17 protein-coding genes are annotated in these 19,732 nt (G+C 67.8%); 8 read left to right on the top strand and 9 right to left on the bottom strand.

All coding sequences use genetic code 11. The annotated features are described in order from the left end of the window. Positions 1–91 precede the first annotated feature (91 nt). The 3 genes from J1C47_RS05165 to J1C47_RS05175 all read right to left on the bottom strand — a co-directional run bounded on the left by J1C47_RS05165 (position 92) and on the right by J1C47_RS05175 (position 3,426). On the bottom strand, positions 92–1,060 hold the full coding sequence (locus J1C47_RS05165) for a hypothetical protein (protein ID WP_207349649.1): 969 nt from the start codon (positions 1,058–1,060) through the stop codon (positions 92–94). A 97-nt stretch (positions 1,061–1,157) separates the two neighbouring features. After that, positions 1,158–2,531 (bottom strand): glutamate--cysteine ligase, encoded by a 1,374-nt coding sequence (locus J1C47_RS05170; protein ID WP_207349650.1) that lies wholly within the window; start codon positions 2,529–2,531, stop codon positions 1,158–1,160. A 157-nt stretch (positions 2,532–2,688) separates the two neighbouring features. After that, complete coding sequence (locus J1C47_RS05175) at positions 2,689–3,426, bottom strand: 16S rRNA (uracil(1498)-N(3))-methyltransferase (protein WP_207349651.1); 738 nt, start codon at positions 3,424–3,426, stop codon at positions 2,689–2,691. Between the two features lie 192 nt (positions 3,427–3,618). On the opposite strand from J1C47_RS05175, the gene J1C47_RS05180 reads away from it, so the two are divergent. Further along, on the top strand, positions 3,619–4,416 hold the full coding sequence (locus tag J1C47_RS05180; RefSeq protein ID WP_207349652.1) for an SDR family NAD(P)-dependent oxidoreductase: 798 nt from the start codon (positions 3,619–3,621) through the stop codon (positions 4,414–4,416). A 292-nt stretch (positions 4,417–4,708) separates the two neighbouring features. On the opposite strand, the gene J1C47_RS05185 is transcribed toward J1C47_RS05180, so the two are convergent. Further along, positions 4,709–5,401: a Crp/Fnr family transcriptional regulator gene (locus J1C47_RS05185; protein ID WP_245396367.1), complete on the bottom strand. Its 693-nt coding sequence runs from the start codon at positions 5,399–5,401 to the stop codon at positions 4,709–4,711. A 346-nt stretch (positions 5,402–5,747) separates the two neighbouring features. On the opposite strand from J1C47_RS05185, the gene J1C47_RS05190 reads away from it, so the two are divergent. Together J1C47_RS05190 and J1C47_RS05195 are read left to right on the top strand one after the other, a co-directional pair. Beyond that, positions 5,748–6,485, top strand: coding sequence for a Crp/Fnr family transcriptional regulator (locus J1C47_RS05190; protein WP_207349654.1), 738 nt, complete (start codon positions 5,748–5,750; stop codon positions 6,483–6,485). A gap of 231 nt (positions 6,486–6,716) precedes the next feature. Next, complete coding sequence (locus J1C47_RS05195; protein WP_425354538.1) at positions 6,717–7,175, top strand: GNAT family N-acetyltransferase; 459 nt, start codon at positions 6,717–6,719, stop codon at positions 7,173–7,175. Positions 7,176–7,313: 138 nt separating this feature from the next. On the opposite strand, the gene J1C47_RS05200 is transcribed toward J1C47_RS05195, so the two are convergent. Next, positions 7,314–8,159, bottom strand: coding sequence for a helix-turn-helix domain-containing protein (locus J1C47_RS05200; RefSeq protein ID WP_207349656.1), 846 nt, complete (start codon positions 8,157–8,159; stop codon positions 7,314–7,316). Between the two features lie 212 nt (positions 8,160–8,371). Between J1C47_RS05200 and J1C47_RS05205 the strand changes: the two genes are divergently transcribed. Next, positions 8,372–8,734 (top strand): DUF2061 domain-containing protein, encoded by a 363-nt coding sequence (locus tag J1C47_RS05205; protein WP_207349657.1) that lies wholly within the window; start codon positions 8,372–8,374, stop codon positions 8,732–8,734. Between the two features lie 80 nt (positions 8,735–8,814). Here the strand turns inward: J1C47_RS05205 and J1C47_RS05210 are convergent, their stop codons facing one another. Further along, the gene (locus J1C47_RS05210) at positions 8,815–10,401 is read right to left on the bottom strand and encodes a gamma-glutamyltransferase family protein (protein WP_207349658.1); all 1,587 of its coding nucleotides are present in this window, start codon (positions 10,399–10,401) and stop codon (positions 8,815–8,817) included. A 390-nt stretch (positions 10,402–10,791) separates the two neighbouring features. Here J1C47_RS05210 and J1C47_RS05215 point away from each other — a divergent pair, with 390 nt between their 5' ends. Next, positions 10,792–12,135 (top strand): L,D-transpeptidase family protein, encoded by a 1,344-nt coding sequence (locus J1C47_RS05215; protein ID WP_207349659.1) that lies wholly within the window; start codon positions 10,792–10,794, stop codon positions 12,133–12,135. Between the two features lie 118 nt (positions 12,136–12,253). Here the strand turns inward: J1C47_RS05215 and J1C47_RS05220 are convergent, their stop codons facing one another. From J1C47_RS05220 to J1C47_RS05230, 3 genes are all read right to left on the bottom strand, one after another. Then, positions 12,254–12,985, bottom strand: coding sequence for a proteasome-type protease (locus tag J1C47_RS05220; RefSeq protein WP_207349660.1), 732 nt, complete (start codon positions 12,983–12,985; stop codon positions 12,254–12,256). Positions 12,986–13,265: 280 nt separating this feature from the next. Further along, the gene (locus J1C47_RS05225) at positions 13,266–14,219 is read right to left on the bottom strand and encodes an alpha-E domain-containing protein (RefSeq protein ID WP_207349661.1); all 954 of its coding nucleotides are present in this window, start codon (positions 14,217–14,219) and stop codon (positions 13,266–13,268) included. A 3-nt stretch (positions 14,220–14,222) separates the two neighbouring features. After that, a complete protein-coding gene (locus tag J1C47_RS05230; RefSeq protein WP_207349801.1) occupies positions 14,223–15,617 on the bottom strand; it encodes a circularly permuted type 2 ATP-grasp protein in 1,395 nt (464 codons plus the stop codon). 282 nt (positions 15,618–15,899) lie between these two features. Here J1C47_RS05230 and J1C47_RS05235 point away from each other — a divergent pair, with 282 nt between their 5' ends. From J1C47_RS05235 to J1C47_RS05245, 3 genes are all read left to right on the top strand, one after another. Further along, on the top strand, positions 15,900–16,856 hold the full coding sequence (locus tag J1C47_RS05235; RefSeq protein WP_207349662.1) for a sugar-binding transcriptional regulator: 957 nt from the start codon (positions 15,900–15,902) through the stop codon (positions 16,854–16,856). A gap of 344 nt (positions 16,857–17,200) precedes the next feature. Continuing rightward, the gene (locus J1C47_RS05240) at positions 17,201–18,523 is read left to right on the top strand and encodes an ABC transporter substrate-binding protein (protein WP_207349663.1); all 1,323 of its coding nucleotides are present in this window, start codon (positions 17,201–17,203) and stop codon (positions 18,521–18,523) included. A 325-nt stretch (positions 18,524–18,848) separates the two neighbouring features. After that, a complete protein-coding gene (locus tag J1C47_RS05245) occupies positions 18,849–19,721 on the top strand; it encodes a carbohydrate ABC transporter permease (RefSeq protein WP_207349664.1) in 873 nt (290 codons plus the stop codon). Positions 19,722–19,732: the final 11 nt, after the last annotated feature.

Genomic DNA, 19,732 nt, shown 5'->3' on the forward strand with positions numbered 1-19,732 from the left:
ATCCCGCAGGGTGGCCGGCCGTTTGCGTTGGGTGGCCGGCCGTTTGCGTTGGGGCGCGGTTTGGGAGCGGCCCCGTCACATGCGGAATGCTTCAGTCGCGCGTCTCGCCGTTGCGCGGCGCCGGCGCGAAAACCTCCATCATGCGCCGGGCATAGTCGCGCTGGAAGGCGAGCGCCGCCTCGGCGAGACCCTCGGCGGCATTGCCCGGCGTCTGCGGCTTGTCGCCGCCCTCGGCGCCGGAGCGCGGCCCGCCGGCCGGAAGAGCCTTGCCGGCCGCAGGCGGCGGCGTCTCCTGCGGCGACGTCGGCGCGCGCCTTTCGCCGCGCATGAATTCCTCCATCAGCGCCAGATACGGCGGAAACGGCAGTTCGGGCAGGCTGCGTTCCCGCGACGGGCCGGAAGCGGCCTCGCGCCGGGGGGCGGACGAGGTTTCGGGCGGCAGCCAGGGCAGCGTGCCGGTCAGCGCGTTGGCGAACAGGCGGCTCAGATAGTCAGAGCCGGGCAACTGCGGCGCGGACTTGCGCGGCCGCGCCTCGTCGGAGGGCCGGCCCATCGCCTCGACGGCATTGGCGCTGCGCCTCAGCATTTCGGCGATGGCGCCGGGATAGTTGCCCTCGACGAGTTCCTTCGGCTGGCTGCGGGTGAGATTGGCGAACATCATCTGCAGCATCGTGCCGATGGTCATCACCGAGATGTTGCGCATCATCGTCTCGACGGTGTCGGGCGCGACGCCACTCGCCACCGAGACGTGGCGGGCGACCGCCGAGACGAGTTCCTGGGACCCGAAGAGCGAGCGGGAGAGATCGCCGGCGAACGGGCTCATCGCTCCGCCGAAGGCGACGTCCGACGCCTCGGTGTTGAGGAAGGGCTTGTAGTGCCGGGAGATTTCGCTCCAGGCGCCGGGCACGATCATCGCCCGCTGCAGCGCGAGGGCAAAGGCCGGCGCCAGCGCCGTCATGGTCTTGCGCAGTTCCTCGTGGCTGAGATTGAAGGCGTCGGCGAGCCGGTCCGCGCCGATGCCGGAATCGCTTGCCGTGAGCCAGTCGAAGAAGTCCGTCATGGTCGGCCCTGCCGCTCGGGTGCCCGTGCCAAGGGTCCGATGCTACAGCATCGCCGCAGAAAGCAAAGGGGAATTTCGGGGCCTGCGGCGCCCGGCCTCAGTAGGACAGGTGCTTGAAGAGTCTGGGCATCGAGCGCTCCCACTGCCCCTCCCACAGCCGCACCAGCTCCTCCGCCGAGGTGGTGCCGCGGGCGACGACCTCCTCGAGCGGCGCGAGGAAGAAGCTCTCGTCGTTGCCTTCCTCGTTCAGCCGGCCGCGCGCCTTCAGGCCCTGCCGCGCCAGCTCCACCGTCCGGCGCGCGAGATCGAGGACCGTCCCGTCCCGGAACCGGGTGCGGAACCCGTCGCGCGGCACCGCCGAGCGCATGGCGTTCACTTCCTCAAAGCTCCAGTCGGCGGTCATCGCGTCGACGTCAGCCAGCGTCGCCCCGTCATAGAGCAGGCCGACCCAGTAGGCGGGCAAAGCGCAGATCCGCCGCCACGGGCCGCCGTCGGCCCCGCGCATCTCGATGAAGCGCTTCAGCCTGACGTCCGGGAACAGCGTCGACAGGTGGTTGGTCCAGTCGCCCATCTGCGGCTCGGGATCGTCGATCTCGCCCTTCAGCGCGCCGTCCATGAACTGCCGGAAGGTGACGTGGGTGGCGTCGTGGTAGCGCCCGTTGCGGGTGACGAAATACATCGGCACGTCGAGCGCCCATTCGACATAGTGGCGATAGGAGAAATCCGGCTCGAAGACGAAGGGCAGAAGGCCCGAGCGCTGGTTGTCGACGTCCTTCCAGACCTCCGAGCGCCAGGAGACGAGGCCGTTCGGCGCGCCTTCGGTGAAGGGCGAATGGGCGAACAGCGCCGAGGCGACCGGCTGCAGCTTCATGCCGACGCGCATCTTGCGGCGCATGTCGGCCTCGTCGGAGAAGTCGAGATTGACCTGGATCGTCGTCGTGCGCAGCATCATGTCGAGCCCGCGCGTCCCGACCTTCGGCATGTAGCGCCGCATGATGTCGTAGCGCGACTTCGGCATGATGGGGGTTTCGGCGAGCGTCCAGAGCGGCGAGGAGCCGATGCCGAGAAAGCCGATGCCGAGATCCTTGGCGACGGCACGCACCTCGGCGAGATGGGCGTTGGATTCGCGGCAGGTGGCGTGGATCGTCTCGAGCGGCGCGCCCGACAGCTCGAACTGGCCGCCGGGCTCGAGCGAGATCGCGCCCTGGCCCGCGGCGCCGTAAAGGCCGATGATCCGCCCGTCGTCGACGATCGGCTCCCAGCCGGAGAGCGAGCGCATGCCTTCGAGGATGGCGCGGATGCCGCGTTCCCCTTCGTACGGAACGGGGGAGAGATCCTCGACGTAATAGCCGAACTTCTCGTGTTCCGTGCCGATGCGGAAGGCCTCGGCCGGCTTCTCGCCGCCGGCGAGATGTCCGACGAGATCGTCGATCGTCGAGACAGGGGTCAGATCGGTCGTATCGCGCGCCATTTTTCGCATTCCGTTCGTTGCGCAAGCGCCGTCCCTCCGGCGCGCGGAACCGGCCATTCCACGAGGGCGGGTCTGCCCAAAATCGCCGTCCGGCGCAAGACGGCTGGCGTTGACGGCGCGGTCAGCGGAACCGGAGGGTTTCGAAGGCGCCGCCGTCCTACCAGTCGCCGATCGTCGCCTGCACCACCGCCAGCGCCGCGACGGCGGCGGTGTCGGCGCGCAGGATCCTCGGTCCGAGCGAGATCGCGGTGACGTCAGGCTCGGCGAGGAGCCGCTCGCGCTCTTCGCCCGAAAATCCGCCCTCCGGGCCGATCAGCAGCGACAGCGGACCCTTTGGCAGGCCGGCAAGGGTCGCGACCGGGCTTTCGGCATCCTCCCGCTCGTCGCAGAAGACCATCGGCCCGCGCCCGCGATATTCGGCGAGGGCGGCGTCGAACTTCAGCGGTTCGCGGCAGTCGGGGATCGTCAGGATGCCGCACTGCTCGGCCGCCTCGACGGCGTTGGCGCGCATCCGCTCGACATTCACCCGGCTCGCCTGGACGTGCTGGGTCATCACCGGCTGCAGGATGCCGGCGCCCATCTCCACCGCCTTCTGCACCATGTAGTCGAGCCGCGCGTGCTTCAGCGGCGCGAAGAGATAGGCGAGCGTCGGCGCCTTCGTCTGTTCGCGCAGCCGCGCCGTCGCGACGAGGCCGGCCTTCTTCTTGCCCGTCCGCTCGATGCGGCAGCGCCATTCGCCGTCGCGGCCGTTGAAGGCGAGGACGGTGGCGCCGTCGTCGAGGCGCAGGACCGACAGGAGATAGTTGACCTGCGCAGGCTCCAGCGGCACGGCGCCGTCCTCTGACAGCTCGGCCTCAAGGTACAGTCTCGGACTGCGGAAATCATAGTCGGGCATGCTCGTCTTGCCTCGTTGATCGAGAGAGGGAGGCGATGATCTTCACCCATCCTCCCGCTCTCGCTTCTCGGGTGCGCATGGTCTCTTCCGGAAACCGCATCCCGCTTTTCGGGATCGTGCTCCGGCCTCGCAACCTAAGCGGCGACGCACCGTTGTCAGCGCAAATCATCCAGTCTTGCGAAGGGACGTTTCATGGATTTGCAGATCCGCGGCAAGGTCGCGCTGATCACCGGCGCAACCGACGGCATGGGTTTTGCCACGGCGAAGATCCTCGCCGAGGAGGGATGCCGGCTGGTGCTCTCCGACCTCAAGATCGACGAGCTCGAACGCGACGCGGCCGCGCTGCCGACCGAGGTCCTGTGCGTCGCCGCCGACGTCACCCGCCAGGCCGACGTCGACACCATGGCCCGCAAGGGCCGGGAAAAGTTCGGCACGATCGACATCGTCGTCCATACGTCGGGCATCACCGGGGCGAAGGGCGATCCGCTCGACATGACCGACGAGGACTATCTGGAGGCATGGCAGATCGACTTCATGTCGGCGGTGCGCGTCGCCCGGGCGACCTTTCCGGCGATGCGCGAGAAGGGCTGGGGCCGCTTCGTCTGCATCACCTCCGAAAACGCCGTCCAGCCCTATTGGGAGGAGGCGACCTACAACACCGCCAAGGCGGCGCTCGCCGCCTTCGTCAAGAATCTCTCCTACGAGGAAGCCAAGCACGGCATCCTCTGCAACACCGTCTCGCCGGCCTTCATCGAGACGGCGATGACCGACGGCATGATGGAAAAGCGCGCCAAGGAACTCGGCGTCTCCTTCGACGAGGCCGTCGAGAGCTTCCTCGACGAGGAGCGGCCGGGCATCGCGCTGAAGCGCCGGGGCCGGGTCGACGAGGTGGCAGCGGCGATCGCGCTGATCGTCTCGGAACGCGGCTCCTTCATCAACGGCTCGAACATGCGGGTCGACGGCGGCTCGGTGCAGGCCGTGCAGAACTAGCGGATCGAATTCGACACGTGTGTCCCGATCGGGTGAGGCGTCGGATCGAATGTCGAAGTCGCAAAATCCACCAGGATCATAACGGTGGCTCGCGGTCTTTCGATTCCGACGTTTGCCGGGCGGTCTCCGCAAGACGGTACCCGATGTCGGAATCGGAACATGGTCGATGTCATCCCATCCGGGCCTCGGTGCCGCCGCGCCGCCGGCCCGGGATCGCATCCGGCAGGACCAGCGAGGCTCTTCGTCGGCCCCGCTGGCCAGGGCTTCGGCCGGCCGGCCGGAGCGATCGCAATCAGGCGGCGCCCGAACGCGGCGAACCGATCAGCCGCTCGTATTCGGCTTCGGCATTGCCGTAGGCGCCGTCGGCGATCGCGATCAGTGCTTCGCGGTTGCGGATGGTGATCCGCCCCCGGCGTGCGCGGATGATCCCGGCGCCTTCGAGGATGTGGGTGGACAGCGTCACGGTCGAGCGGCGGACCGACAGCATCGTGCCGAGGAAATCGTGGGTGAGTTCGATCACGTCGCCGTCGATGCGATCGTGACACATCAAAAGCCAGCGGGCCAGACGCTCTTCGACGTTGTAGTTGACGTTGACCATCGCGGTCTGCGCCACCTGCACCGCCATGATGTGGGTCCAGCGCTGGACGAGGCGATACAGGCCCGGCCGCTCCAGACAGAGAGCCTGGAACCTTTCGGCGGGCATCTTCAGGCAGATGCCGGGCACCTGGATGAAGCTCTCGTGCGGGACGCGATCGATGCCCGCGAGGAGCGAACCGTCGTTGATCCCCTCATTGCCGAAAACGCCGATCTCGCCCTGTCTGCCGTCCTTGCTCGTCAGGACGAGGGAACAGATGCAGCTTTCGGGAAAATAGATCGCGTCGATCGGATGCATCGCCATGACGAGATTTTCGCCACGCGCGAGTTCGATGCGGACGAGGCCCGGTGCGATGGCGGCGAGATCCTCGTCCGTGCACGCCAGGAGCAAACGGTTTCTGATCGATTGCGGAGAAACGCCGGTCACGCCCGCCTCCAGTGATTGGGGCGGGAGCGTGACAACTCGCAGCCGCGTGCGCCCGGTCAAATCAGCACGCGATGTAGTTCACGTAGGGCCAGAACCTCGGGCGTCCAGAGGCGAGGCAACTGTTCGCTGGCCAACGTTCCGGCCGCAATCGCCACGATTGCAGGGGTTTCGGCATCTGCGCACTGCCCCGGCGGCTGTGTTCGTTAGCCGACGATCCGAGGTGCGAAGCTGGAACTTGCGGCAGTCCTCCCATAGGTCGCACGAAGATCATGGCCACCATGGCGACCATGGCTGTCCAGGGAGCAGGGACATGATGAAGCTGGGAGACTCTTCTCTTTTCGCCGTCCACGCGCCCCTGCGGGCGGCCTTCGGCAAAACCATCGAATATCGCCGCAAGGCGAGCTTCGTGCGGCAAGGCGAGCCGGCACGCCACATCCTGTTCATGGTCGCCGGGATCGGCGTCCGATCCAAGACCACCTTCGACGGATCGCGCCAGATCGTCGGCATCGTCACGGCGGGACAGTTCTGCAATCTCTCCTCGCTCGTCCATGCGCTCCCCGACCATTCGATCGAAGCCGTCACGGACTGCGAGGTCGCCCTTACCTCGAAGGCCGAATTGGCGACGCTGATGCGGGAGGACCCGGGGCTCGGGAACTTCGTGCTCGCCACCGCGATCGCCGCGACTGCCGCCGCCAGCGAATGGGTCCTGAATGTCGGGCGCAGGCCCGCCAGCCAGCGTATCGCCCACCTCCTGTGCGAGATTTTCGTCTGCAACCGCGATCTGAACCGGACGGATTCCTGCTCCTTTCCCCTGACGCAGGAACAGCTCGCCGACGCCACCGGCCTTTCCGTGGTGCAGGTGAACCGCTCGCTGCAGGACCTCAGGTCGCGCGGACGGATCGCGCTGCGCCAGCGTGTGCTGACGATCAGGGATTTCGACATGCTCGCCGAGGAGGCCGACTTCGATCCATCCTATCTGCACGGCCATTGCGAGCACCCCGTCGTCTCTCGCAGACTGCCGGACCGGCCCCTGGCGATGAGCCTCTGATACGAGATCGGCTCGATCGGAGCGGGGCTCGGATCAAGCCCGCGCGGCGAAGGAGCGTCGTTGTTTCCGGCATCACGCAGTGATCTGCCGGAAACCGTATGGGAGCCGCCGGCGGGAGGCCTGCCGGCCGAGGCTCCGATGCGCGGCGGTGGCGGAACCCGTCGCCGCGGCGACCGAATCGGGATATGGGACGAGGCCACCAGAGGCCACCATCGGGGAGCCCGTTCCCACTTGCGTCATCTCGACATCCGCAGGGCGACGCCCGCCGATCTGCCCGTCATCGTCGCGATGCTCGCCGACGACATCCGCGGCAAGGCCCGCGACGACCCTTCGCTGCCCCTCGACCCCGCCTATGAAGCCGCCTTCGCGGCCGTCGACGCCGATCCGCGCCAGTATCTCGCCGTCGCCGAACTGTCCGGCGCGGTGGTCGGCACGCTGCAGCTGAGCTTCCTGCCGGGAATCGGCCACAAAGGCGCCTGGCGGGGCCAGATCGAGGCGGTCCGCATCGCCTCGCATCTCAGGGGCCAGGGCCTCGGCGCCGAGATGATCGCCTGGGCGGTCGAGACCTGCCGCGCGCGCGGCTGCCGCATGGTGCAGCTCACCTCCGACGCCGGCCGGCTCGACACCCACCGCTTCTATCTGAAGCTCGGCTTCAAGCAGTCACATCTCGGCTTCAAGCTGACGCTGTGACCGGCGTTGCGGCGGGCTCGGCTTTTCTCGCCGCCTTGCCGCCTCGCAGCAGGTCAGCCCGCCCGGCCGCCGTCCAGCCGGGCGAGGTTTTGCCGGGCGCGTCGGCATCGCCGGCGGCGCAGCCCGAGCGCCGGGGGATCAGTCCGCGACTTTCATCGCCTCGATGAAGTTCGGCGTGTGCTTGGCCTCGAAATCCGCCTCGCGCACCAGCCCGTCGAAATGCCGGGTGAGCTCGAGCACCTGCCGGCGCTCGGAAAACACCAGATAGAAGCGGCCGATATAGACGCTCGCCTGCAGCGGGCCGAAGATCGTCACCGGCGCCGAATAGACCTTCTTGCGGTCGAACAGATAGAGCCGCAGCGACGGGTAGAGTTCGTCGGTCAGCGTGGCGAGGCGCTGCAGCTGGCCGCGCCGTTCGGCGGCCGGCAGGCCGCGCCAGTAGCCCTCGCCCGCGGCGAAACCCTCCAGCGTGTCGAGCGGCATGGCGATCTCGTAGTCGGTGTCGGGCGCCCGCAGATAGGCCAGCCGGTCGCGCATGTCGCCGATCGCCTGGTCGGAGGTGCGGCCGACGAAGTCGCCATATTCGAAACGCAGCACCGCTTCCGATTTCAGCATGTCGGGCAGCGTCGCCGGGACGTGGCGGATCTTGTAGCCGCGCGCCTCCTCGTGCCAGCGGAAGATCGATTCGTCGGACGGCGCCCTGGCCGCCGCCTCCATGCGCATCGCAGCCTGCAGCACCTCGGCGCCGCGCTCGCGCCGGTCGGTCAGCCCGAGCAGCCAGTCCGAGGAGACCGCGAGGGCGCCGGCGCATTCGGCCGCGAACTGGGCGTTGGGCAGGCGGCCGTCATCGGCCGACAAGGCGAGCGAGACGGTCGAGCGGTCGGCCCCGGTCGCGCGGGCGAGCGCGCTCTTGGTCATACCGGCGGCCTGCATCGCGCCGGCGAGACGGTCGCGGAAGAGACGGGAGCGTTCGCGCTTGTCCATCGAGGGTGGTGATAAAAGTCACGTTTCCTGACTTCTATCAAAAGAGATGAACCGATCCAAGAGAATTTCCGGAATCGCCGCCGCTGCGGCCGGTGGTTATGGTCCGGCGCGTTTCGCCTCCCGCCGCACCGCCCGTCCAGGCCGGGTCGGCCGGGGCCGGCACGGCGGCGGCGCCAACGAGACGATGGTGGAAACGAGGAGAGGTCCGAGCCATGGAAACCCGCAAGAGAAGTCTCGCGAAGGCCGTGTCATGGCAGATCCTCGGCTTTGCCGTCATGACCTTCCTCGGCTTCCTGTTCACCGGCTCGTTCGAAACGGGCGGCGCCCTCGCTCTGGTCTCGACCCTCCTCGGCTTTGCCAGCTATCTCGCGCATGAGCGGATCTGGGCGGCGGTCGGCTGGGGGCGGATCACTGGTGCGGCTCCCGTGAGAGCGGAGCGCCGGACGGGATGTTCGAGGCCGAAAGGCCCGGAAAAGACTCCGTCCGGAACGCCGGAGGCGGGCCGTTGCGCATCTGCTTTTGCAGGCTGGCCTCCGGCGTTCCTCCGTCCGCTCGGTTCTCGGGCCGGGCGGTGAGAAAGGCCCGGGCCGGCGGCGGGGCGGGCGCTGTTTCCTGCGGTCGGTTGGGTGCCTGCCGCGCCCCGGGACGCCCGGCCCTAAAAGGCCAGCGCGGCGCCGTCGGCGCGGGGGTCGCTGGCGGCTTCGAGGCTGCCGTCGGCATGGCGCACCACCGCGCCGGCATGGCCCGCCATGTCGGAAAAGGCCGGGATGATCTCGGTGTCGTGGCCGGCGGCTCGAAGCGCCGCGACGAGCGCAGGGTCGAAACGGTCCTCGAGCTTCAGCGTCGTCGTCGCGTCGCCCCAGGTCTTGCCGAGCAGCCAGCGCGGCGCCGTCACCGCCTGCTGCAGTCCCTGGCCGTAGAGCGCGTAGCGCGAGAAGATCGCGGCCTGGGTCTGCGGCTGGCCCTCGCCACCCATCGTGCCGTAGGCCATGACGCGGCCGTCCTTCAGTTCGGCCAGCGCCGGGTTCAGCGTGTGGAACGGCCGGCGGCGCGGACCGAGCTGGTTCGGCCCCGGCTGCAGCGAGAAGCCGGCCCCGCGGTTCTGGAAGAAGACGCCGGTCTCGGGACAGGTGAGCCCCGAGCCGAACTCCCAGAAGACGCTCTGGATGAACGAGACCACCGTGCCCTTTCGGTCGGCGGCGCCCATCCAGATCGTGTCGCCGGGCTTGGCGGCATGCGGCCAGGCGAGCGCCCTGCGGCGGTCGATCCGCGCGGCGAGCCGGTCCAGGGTTTCGTCCGAGAGCCATTGCTGCGCCGGGCGCGCCATGAAGTCCGGGTCGCCGAGTTCGGCGTTGCGCAGGATGAAGGCCTGCTTGGTCGCCTCGATCAGCCCGTGCAGGTGCTCGAAGCTCTCGCCGGCGGCGACGCCGAGCCGGTCGAACAGGGCAAGGATCATCAGCGAGGAGACACCTTGCGTCGGCGGGATCATGTTGTGCAGCCGGCCGGCCGAGATCTCGACCGAGAGCGGCTCGACCGTCTCGGCCGCAAAGCCGTGAAAGTCCTCCAGCCGCAGCGGCGAGCCGGCCGCTTCGAGAAAGGCCGCATGGGTCTCGGCGAGTTGCCCGCGGTAATAGCCGTCGAGGCCGTCTTCGGCGAGGCCGGCGAGGGTGCGGGCCAGTGCCGGCTGCCGCAGCACCTCGCCGGCCCGCGGCGGCCGGCCGTCGATCAGGAAGGTCGCGGCGAAGCCTTCGACGTCCTTCAGCCCGTCGAGCTTCTGCCGCGTGCAGTCGGCCTGGTTGCCTGTCACCACCATGCCGTCGCGGGCAAGGCCGATCGCCGCCTCGAGGAGATCGGAAAGGGCGAGCCGCCGCTCAGCTGGGACGAGGTCGAGGGCGCGCTGCCAGGAAGCGATCGTGCCCGGCACGGTGAGCGCGGCATCGGGGCCGCGTGTCGGCATTTGCGAGCGGTGGCCGCGGGCCGCATACCATTCCGGCGTCGCGCGTTCCGCCGCCCGGCCGCAGCCGAAGATGCCGACCGGCCTTTCGCCCGGCCGGTGGACGATCCAGAAGCCGTCGCCGCCGATGCCGTTCATGTGCGGATAGACGACGGCGATGGTGCTCGCCGCCGCGACCATCGCCTCGATCGCTGTGCCGCCCCTGGCGAGGATCGCCTGTCCCGCGAGCGCCGCCGCCGTGTGCGGTGCGCTGACGCAGCCGTTCAGTCCCCGGGCGCTGTGCAGCATGATCGGTCCTCCATTCCGCCGGTCGTCTTTCCACAGCCATAGCGCCGATCGCCGCGGCAGGGATACCGGAAATGCCCGCCGGCGGGCTGCGGCGGATCGCGCGGAACCGGGGCGCGGCTCACGCCGGCGTGTTCGCAGGCGCGGCACGATCGGCCGTCGCTTCACGCTTTGGCCATATTGGCGGGATTAACCGAAGGGGAGGGGTGGATTCCGGGCGGCAGCCGGCAGCGCCGGCGCGGCGCCTTTGCGGATCGGGCCGGTCCGGGCCGGCAGCAACGGGCCGACGGGCTTCCAGAGGCAAGGGCGGGAGCCCGACCACCATCGCCGCGACGTTTCGCAGGCCTCGCACAGGCCAGGGCGGCGATGTTCATCGAAAAGCGGGGACGAAAGATGACGAAATCGGGCGCCAACACCGGTCTTCAGGCCAGCCGCAGGCGGTTTCTGCTCGGCGCGGCGGCGGCGGGCCTCGGCATGGCGCCGGGGGCGGCCTTCGCCCAGAACGCGCTGAGCGACATCCTCAACGCGCCGTCGCGCGGCAACTGGGACGACCAGTTCGACACCCGCGGCTCGAACGTCCGGCAGGTCGCCTCGAACACCCCGGTGTTTTCGAACGATACGCTCGTCTCGACCCAAAACGCCGTCAACGCCTATCAGGGCATCGTCGCCTCGGGCGGCTGGCCGGAAGTGCCGGCGAACCAGAAGCTGCGGATCGGCTCGGAGTCGGCGGCCGTGCCGGTCCTGCGCCGGCGCCTCGCCGTCGCCGGCGACCTTTCCGCATCGGCGGGGGATTCGCAGGTGTTCGATTCCTACGTCGACGCGGCGGTCAAGCGCTTCCAGGCGCGGCACGGCCTGCCCGCCGACGGCGTCGTCGCCGAATACACCTTCAAGGCGATGAACGTGCCGGCGCAGCTGCGTCTCAACCAGCTCGCCACCAATATCGGCCGGATCCAGGAGATGGTGGCCAAGGATCTCGGCCAGCGCTTCGTGATGGTGAACATTCCGGCCGCCTCGGTGGAGGCGGTGGAGAACGGCCAGGTCGTGCAGCGGCACACCGCCATCGTCGGCAAGATCGACCGCCAGACGCCGCTGCTGGAATCGAAGATCACCAAGCTCGACCTCAATCCCTACTGGCACGCGCCGGCCTCGATCGTCCGCAAGGACATCATTCCGCTGATGCGCAAGGACCCGACCTATCTCGAGAAGTCGAACATCCACATCTATGACGGCCAGGGCAACGAGATCCCGCCGCAGTCGATCGACTGGAACACCGACGACGCCGTCAAATATCTCTTCCGCCAGGATCCGGGCAAGAACAACGCGATGGCCTCGGTGAAGATCAACTTCCCGAACCCTTATGCGGTCTACATGCACGACACGCCGCAGCAGGGGCTGTTCTCCAACCTGATGCGCTTCGATTCCTCCGGCTGCGTGCGCGTCCAGAACGTCCGCGACCTGATCGTCTGGCTCGCCCGCGACACGCCGGGCTGGGACCGCCAGCACATCGAACAGGTGATCGCCGCGCGCGAGCGCCAGGACATCGACCTGACCAGCCCGGTGCCGGTCTACTTCACCTATGTCAGCGCCTGGGCGACGGATCCGAACGTCGTGCAGTTCCGCGACGACATCTACCACCGCGACGGCTCCGAGCAGCTGGCGATGAGCGAGTTGCAGGCGCAGCCCTATCAGGGTGGCCAGCAGAACCCCTACGCGCAGGGCGACGACGTCTATCGCTGAGTCTTGGGACATCGCCGAAGCTGCGGGGTGGGGGCCGCCGGCGGCTCGCCGTCGCCCGGCCTGAGGCTTCCCGCGGCTCTGCCGTGCTTCGGCCGCGAGGCGCTCGCGGCGCCTCGCCTCAGCGCTCGAAGGCGGGCAGGGCGTCGAACGCCTGCTTCAGCGCGTCCGACCAGCCTTCCGAGACCGTCTGGTAATATTCGTCGCGCTGGTCGAAGCGGCGGCGATAGCCTTTGACGTAGCTGTCCGCCTCGTAGAACTGCATGTCGATCGGCAGGCCCACCGAGAGGTTGGAGCGGATGGTCGAATCGAAGGAGACGAGCAGCAGCTTGGCGCATTCCTCGAGCGACATCGCCGGGTCGTAGGTCCGGATGATGATCGGACGGCCGTATTTGTGCTCGCCGATCTGGAAGAACGGGTTGTCGGCGCCGGCCTCGATGAAGTTGCCCTCCGGATAGATCATGAAGAGCCGCGGGCGGCCGCCCTTGATCTGGCCGCCGAAGATGAAGGTCGCCGAGAACACCGCGTCGGCGGTCTGGCCGCCCTGCGCGTTGCCGGCGATGACTTCCTTCACCGTGTCGCCGATCAGCTTCGCCGTCTGGAACATCGAGGGCTGCGAGAGAATGCTCGGCTGGCGCTCGGCCGGTGCGAGCCGGCGCTCGTCGAGCAGCGACACCGTCGCCTGGGTGGTGGCGAGATTGCCGGCCGACAACAGGCAGAGGAAGCGCTCGCCCGGCACCTCCCAGGTCTTCATCTTGGAGACGACGGAAATGTTGTCGACGCCGGCATTCGTCCGCGTGTCGGACATGAATACCAGGCCCCGCTCCACCAATAGCCCGACACAGTAGGTCATCCGGCCGCCCCCAACCATCCCCTGCGCCGACGCCCCAGCGCGATCGGTTCCGATCATTCTCCCAGTGGCTTGCGCCGGGCAATCCGGATTGCACCGCACCCACAACAAATCCGGCGCTGTTGCAGCGGCGCTGCGGCGCTGCACGCAATCGCTCGCGACGTGGAGGTGCGAGGCGCGCTGGGTGTGGCGGCCCGGCGGCGTGCCGCCGGACGGCCGGCATGCCCGGCCGCACCCGGTTCCGCCGGCGTCCGTCAGAATGTCCGAGTGCGGGGCAGCCGGGTCAGGCGCCCGGATAGAAGCGGAAGTTCTGGCCGATTTCCTGGGCGAGGCGGTTGTTGTCGCGGATGAATGTCTCCAGGAATTCGTGCAGACCGCCGTCGATGATCTGCCGGACCGACGAGTCGGACAGCCGTTCGTTGATCGCCGCCGCCGTCTCGAAGCAGGGGTGTCGGACCTCGTAGTTGCGGTGGAGATACTTCAGGCTCTCCTCGATCACCGTGTAGCAATAGGCGAGCGAGCGCGGCATGCGGCGGTTCAGCATCAGAAAGTCGATGATGTTCACCGCCCGGTATTCGCCGTCGTACTCCCAGGCATAGGAGCGGTGGGCCGAGACCGACCTCAGGATCGAGCGCCACTGGAAATTGTCGAGCGCCGAGCCGACCTGGCTGTGTTCGGGCAGAAGCAGCCAGTATTTCACGTCGAGGATGCGGGCGGTGTTGTCCGCCCGCTCGATGAAGGCGCCGAGATTGGAGAAGTCGAAGATCTCGTTCCTCAGCATCGTCGTCTGGAAGGTGCCGCGAATCAGCGCGCCCTGCCGCTTGACGAGGTCGATGACGGCGGGGAGTTCCGGCTCCGCCACCGGGCGGGCGAGCCGGCGCTGGATCACCAGCCAGCTCTCGTTGACCGCCTCCCACAGTTCGCGCGTCAGCGCCGTGCGCACCATCCGCCCGTTGGTGCGCGCCGTCTCCAGCGACGAGCGCACGCTCGACGGATTGTCGCGGTCGCAGAGCATGAAGTCGATCACCGTCGCCGGGTCGAAGCCGTCGTATTTGGCGCTGTAGGCCGCCTCGACGCCCGCCGAGACGAGGACCGACTGCCATTCGTCGGGCTCGGCCGAGAGGTTGGTCAGCGAGATGCGCTGGCCCGCGTCGAGCAGACGGGCGGTGTTTTCGGCGCGTTCGATGTAGCGGAACATCCAGAACAGGCCGTTTGCGGTGCGTCCGAGAAGTGCCATCGCTCAGTCCCTCAAAACCCAGGTGTCCTTGGTGCCGCCGCCCTGGCTGGAATTGACCACCAGCGAGCCCTCCTTGAGGGCGACGCGGGTCAGGCCGCCGGGAATGATGCGCACCTTGTCGGAGACGAGGACGAAGGGTCTGAGATCGACGTGGCGCGGGGCAAGCCCGCCGTCGACGAGGATCGGCACGGTCGAGAGCGCCAGCGTCGGCTGGGCGATGTAGTTGGTCGGCTTCTTCTTCAGCTTTTCGGCGAAGATCTCGCGCTCCTCGCGCGTCGAGGTGGGGCCGACCAGCATGCCGTAGCCGCCGGAGCCGTGCACCTCCTTCACCACCAGTTCCTCCAAATGCTCGAGCACGTATTTCAGGCTGTCGTCCTCGGCGCAGCGCCAAGTCGGGACGTTCTGCAGCTTGGCCGGCGCCCCGGTGTAGAACTCGACGATCTCCGGCATGTAGGAATAGATCGCCTTGTCGTCGGAGATTCCCGTGCCCGGCGCGTTGGCGATGGTGATGCCGCCGTTCCTGTAGACGTCCATGATGCCGGGGATGCCCAGCATCGACGACGGGTTGAACACCTTCGGGTCGAGGAAGGCGTCGTCGACGCGGCGATAGATCACGTCGATCGGCTTGTAGCCCTCGGTGGTGCGCATCTGGATGCGCCCGTCGATCTCCGCGACGTCGGAGCCCTCGACCAGTTCGACGCCCATCTGGTCGGCGAGGAAGGCGTGCTCGAAGAAGGCCGAGTTGTAGATGCCGGGGGTGAGGACGGCGATGGTCGGCGTTCCGTCGCAGGCCGGCGGCGCCACCGCGGCGAGCGAGCGGCGCAGGTGATGCGGATAGGTCTCCACCGGCCGCACGCGGTTCTGCGCGAACAGCTCGGGAAACATCTGCATCATCGTCTCCCGGTTCTCGATCATGTAGGAGACGCCGGAAGGGGTGCGGGCATTGTCCTCGAGCACGTAGAACTCGTTCTCGCCGCAGCGCACGATGTCGGTGCCGATGATGTGGGTGTAGACGCCGCCGGGCGGCCGAAACCCGCGCATTTCCTCGAGAAACGCCTCGTTGCCGGCGATCAGCCGCTCGGGGATCTTGCCGGCCTTGATGATTTCCTGGTCGTGGTAGAGGTCGTCGAGGAAGGCGTTGAGGGCGATCACCCGCTGCTCGATGCCCTCTGCGAGGCGGTCCCACTCGGCCTTGGCCATGATCCGCGGCACGAGGTCGAAGGGAATCAGCCGTTCGGCCGCCTCTTCCTGGCCGTAGACGTTGAAGGTGATGCCGGTCCGGCGGAAGAACGCCTCGGCTTCGCCGGCCTTGTCGCCGAGGCTCGTGGTGTCCTGCTGCAGGAACCACTCGTGGAACCGCGCATAAGGCTCGCGGACCGCGTCGTCCGAAATCAGCATCTCGTCGAATGATTTCACTGGCACCCTCCGTCACGCTCGCAATTAAAGAGAAAGCCATCGGCGGGAAAATCAAGTCGCCTACGCGTTTTCCCGCAGTCTGCCCAGGAAGTGGGCAATCTGATGCGCCCGGTTGACGCTGCGGGCGGCAGATCCGGGCGCGGGCGGCAGCCGCCGCCGCCGATCCCGCGGCACGCCGTGCCGGGCCTGCATTTGCGGCGGCCCGGGTTTGCCAGCCGCCGGCATCTGACATTAAACAGGCCCGGTTTGGAGGACCGGCAGGCAATGGGCAGAACGCGCGACGAGGAGACGACGAGGCTGGACGAGGCGGCGCGCGCCGGCTGGCTCTACTACGTCGCCGGCAACACCCAGGACCAGATCGCCGCGACGCTCGGCATCTCGCGCCAGACCGCCCAGCGGCTCGTCTCGCATTCCGTCTCGGCCGGCCTCGTCAGGGTGCGCATCGACCACCCGATCGCCGCCTGCCTCGAACGTGCCGAGGCGCTGCGGGCGCGTTTCGGCCTCAACTTCTGCGAGGTGGTGCCCTCCGATCCGGCCTCCGCATCGACGACCCTCGGCATCGCCGAGGCCTGCGCCGCGGAGATGGAGCGGGTGCTGAAGCGCGAGGCGCCGACGATCCTCGCGGTCGGCACCGGGCGCACGCTGCGGGCCGCCGTCGAGCATCTGCCGCCGATGTCGGCGCCCCGGCACCGCATCGTCTCGCTCACCGGCAATATCGCCCCGGACGGTTCCGCCTCGGTCTACAACGTCATCTATTCGATGGCCGACCAGGTGAAGGCGCCGCATTACCCGATGCCGCTGCCGGTGATCGTCTCGACGCCGGAGGAGCGGGAGCTCCTGCACCGCCAGAAGGTGGTGGAACGCACCCTGCAGCTCGCGGCCAAGGCCGAGGTCACCTTCGTCGGCGTCGGCGAGATGTCGGAAAACGCCCCGCTGGTGAAGGACGGCTTCATCACCGCCGCCGAGCGCGAGGAGCTCGGCCGTCTCGGCGCCGTCGGGGAGATCGTCGGCTGGGTGTTCGACGACACCGGCAAGGTGATCGACTGCCGCTTCAACGAGCGGGTGGCGAGCGCGCCGATCCCCTCGACGAAAAACGGCGAGGTGATCGCCGTCGCCATGGGACCGGTGAAGACGCCGGCGATTCGCGCCGCCGCCGCCGGCCGGCTGGTCAGCGGGCTGATCACCGACGAGGCGACGGCCGACCGGCTGCTCGAAAGCTGAGACGGCACGTGCCGCGCCGGCTCGTCCGTCCTTCGCGAAGTCGGCGGTCCGCGCTGCCCGTCAAATAGCCGCACCGTCCGGGTGAACCGTCCCTCCGGCTTTGGGGCGCGACGGCTTGCCGCGCCCAGCCTGCGGCGGGCGGCGCGAGTTGCAGCGGGGGCTGCATGCGGCCTCGCCGTGCGCTAGTATCGTCCTTGGCTCTGCCCGGCGAATGCTCGGGAGCGCGTTCGATCGGGAGGCAGGGTGCTGCACTGCGGGATTGAATTCAGTTGACATCGCGGCCGCGACGGTGAATTTTTGCCCCGCAAATGAATATTTGCTCATACCGAGCTGGGAGGCTTCACATGAGATTCTCGATGCTGACGGCGGGCGCCGCGGCGCTCCTCGCTGTCGGGGCGACGTCCGCTCACGCGCAGACGACGCTGACGATCGGCACCGTCAACAACTCCGACATGATCCGCATGCAGGGCCTGACGCCCGAGTTCGAGAAGGACCATCCGGACATCAAGATCAACTGGGTGACGCTGGAGGAGAACATCCTGCGCCAGCGCGTCACCACCGACATCGCCACCGGCGGCGGCCAGTTCGACATCATGACGATCGGCACCTACGAGGTTCCGATCTGGGCGAAGCAGGACTGGCTGAAGCCGCTCGACAATCTCGGCGACGACTACGCCATCGACGACCTCATCCCGGCGATCCGCTCGGCGCTGTCCAACGACGACAAGCTCTACGCGGCGCCGTTCTACGCCGAGAGCGTTTTGACGCTCTACCGCAAGGACCTGTTCGAGAAGGCCGGGCTGACGATGCCCGAGAAGCCGACCTGGGACTTCATCGCCGAGGCGGCTGAAAAGATCACCGACAAGGACGCCGGGGTCTACGGCATCTGCCTGCGCGGCAAGCCGGGCTGGGGCGAGAACATGGCCTTCCTCGGCAACATGGCCCGCGAGTTCGGCGCCAACTACTTCGACGCCGACTGGAAGCCGCAGTTCGAGAGCGAGGGCTGGAAGAAGGCCGTCTCCCTCTATGTCGACCTGATGCAGAAATACGGCCCTCCGGGCGCCGCCTCCAACGGCTTCAACGAGAATCTCTCGCTGTTCGGCCAGGGCAAGTGCGGCATGTGGATGGACGCTTCCGTCGCCGCATCCTTCGTGACCGACCCGAAGCAGAGCCAGGTGCCGGACAAGGTCGGCTTCGCGCCGGCGCCCTGCGGCATCGAGAACTGCCCGAACGACGGCTTCAACTGGCTGTGGGCGTGGTCGCTGGCGATCCCGTCTTCCTCGCAGAAGGCGGAAGCTGCCCAGACCTTCATCTCCTGGGCGACGTCGAAGAAGTATCTCGAACTCGTGGCCGACAAGGAAGGCTGGGCGAACGTGCCTCCCGGCACCCGCACCTCGCTCTACGAGAACTCGAAATACACCGAGGCGGCGCCCTTTGCCGACGCGACGCTGAACGCCATCAAGCATGCCGATCCGTCGCCGACGGACGACAAGCCCTATTACGGCCTGCAGTTCGCGGCGATCCCCGAGTTCCAGGGCATCGGCACGGCGGTCGGCCAGCAGATGGCGGCGGCGCTCTCCGGTTCGGCGACGGTCGACCAGGCGCTGAAGCAGAGCCAGGCGATCGCCGAGCGCGAGATGAGCCGCGCCGGCTACCCGAATAAGTGAGGGTGACGCGCCCGGCGCGCGCTTAAGATCCGGTACGGGCGGCCGATCAACGAGCCGCCCGGCCGAGAAGGGCCGAGGGAGGAAGGCCGAATTTTCGAGATGCCCGCCGGCCGGCGGCCCCCGAATTCGTTCCCGACATCGCCATCCTCCCAGACCCGCCGCGACGACCGGCATCCGGTTCCGGTCGCGACTGCCGGCCGGTACCGGCCGGGATCGAGGCAAGGGTCCTCGAAGCGAAGACCATCGAGACAGGGCCGTTCCTTGCGATCGGCCGCTCTTTCGCGACCTCTTGATGCCGCCGGGCGGCGGCAGAACGGGCAGTGTCATGGCGACCTTGCATACCAAGAGCGCGGCGCGCGCGATGATGGCGCCGGCGGTGATCGTCCTCCTCGTCTGGATGGCGGTGCCTCTTGCGATGACGCTGTATTTCTCGACGCTGAACTACACGCTCTACAATCCGATCTCGACGCCCTTCATCGGCTTCGGAAACTACACCTACTTCCTCAACGATCCGACCTTTCTCGCCGCCCTCGCCAACACGCTGATCCTGGTGATCGGCGTCCTTGCGATCACCGTCATCGGCGGCATCCTGGTGGCGCTGCTGCTCGACCAGGACTTCTACGGCGTCAACATCGTCCGGCTTCTCGTCATCGCGCCGTTCTTCGTCATGCCGACGGTCGCGGCGCTGGTCTGGAAGAACATGATGATGAACCCGGTCTACGGCGTCATCGGCCAGCTCCTGTCCTCGGTCGGCATCCCGCCGGTCGACTGGATGACCAACGTCCCGCTTTTGTCGATCATCATCATCGTCGCCTGGCAGTGGCTGCCCTTCGCCACGCTCATCCTGCTGACCGCGCTGCAGTCGCTGTCGGAGGACCAGAAGGAGGCGGCGGAGATGGACGGGGCAGGGGCGCTGTCGATCTTCTGGTACATCACCCTGCCGCATATGAGCCGGGCGATCACCGTGGTGATCCTGATCCAGACGATCTTCCTTCTGTCGATCTACGCCGAGATCCTGGTGACCACCCAGGGCGGGCCGGGCTCCCAGTCGACCAACATCACCTATCTCGTCGCCCAGCAGGCGACCTCCTACGGCGACATCGGCGCGGCCTCGGCCGGCGGCATCGTCGCGGTCATCCTCGCCAACATCGTCGCGATCTTCCTCGTTCGCCTGATCGGCAAGAACCTGGACGCCTGAGGAGGCTTTCA

The organism is Jiella sonneratiae (assembly GCF_017353515.1).
In the GTDB taxonomy this organism is placed as follows: domain Bacteria; phylum Pseudomonadota; class Alphaproteobacteria; order Rhizobiales; family Rhizobiaceae; genus Jiella; species Jiella sonneratiae.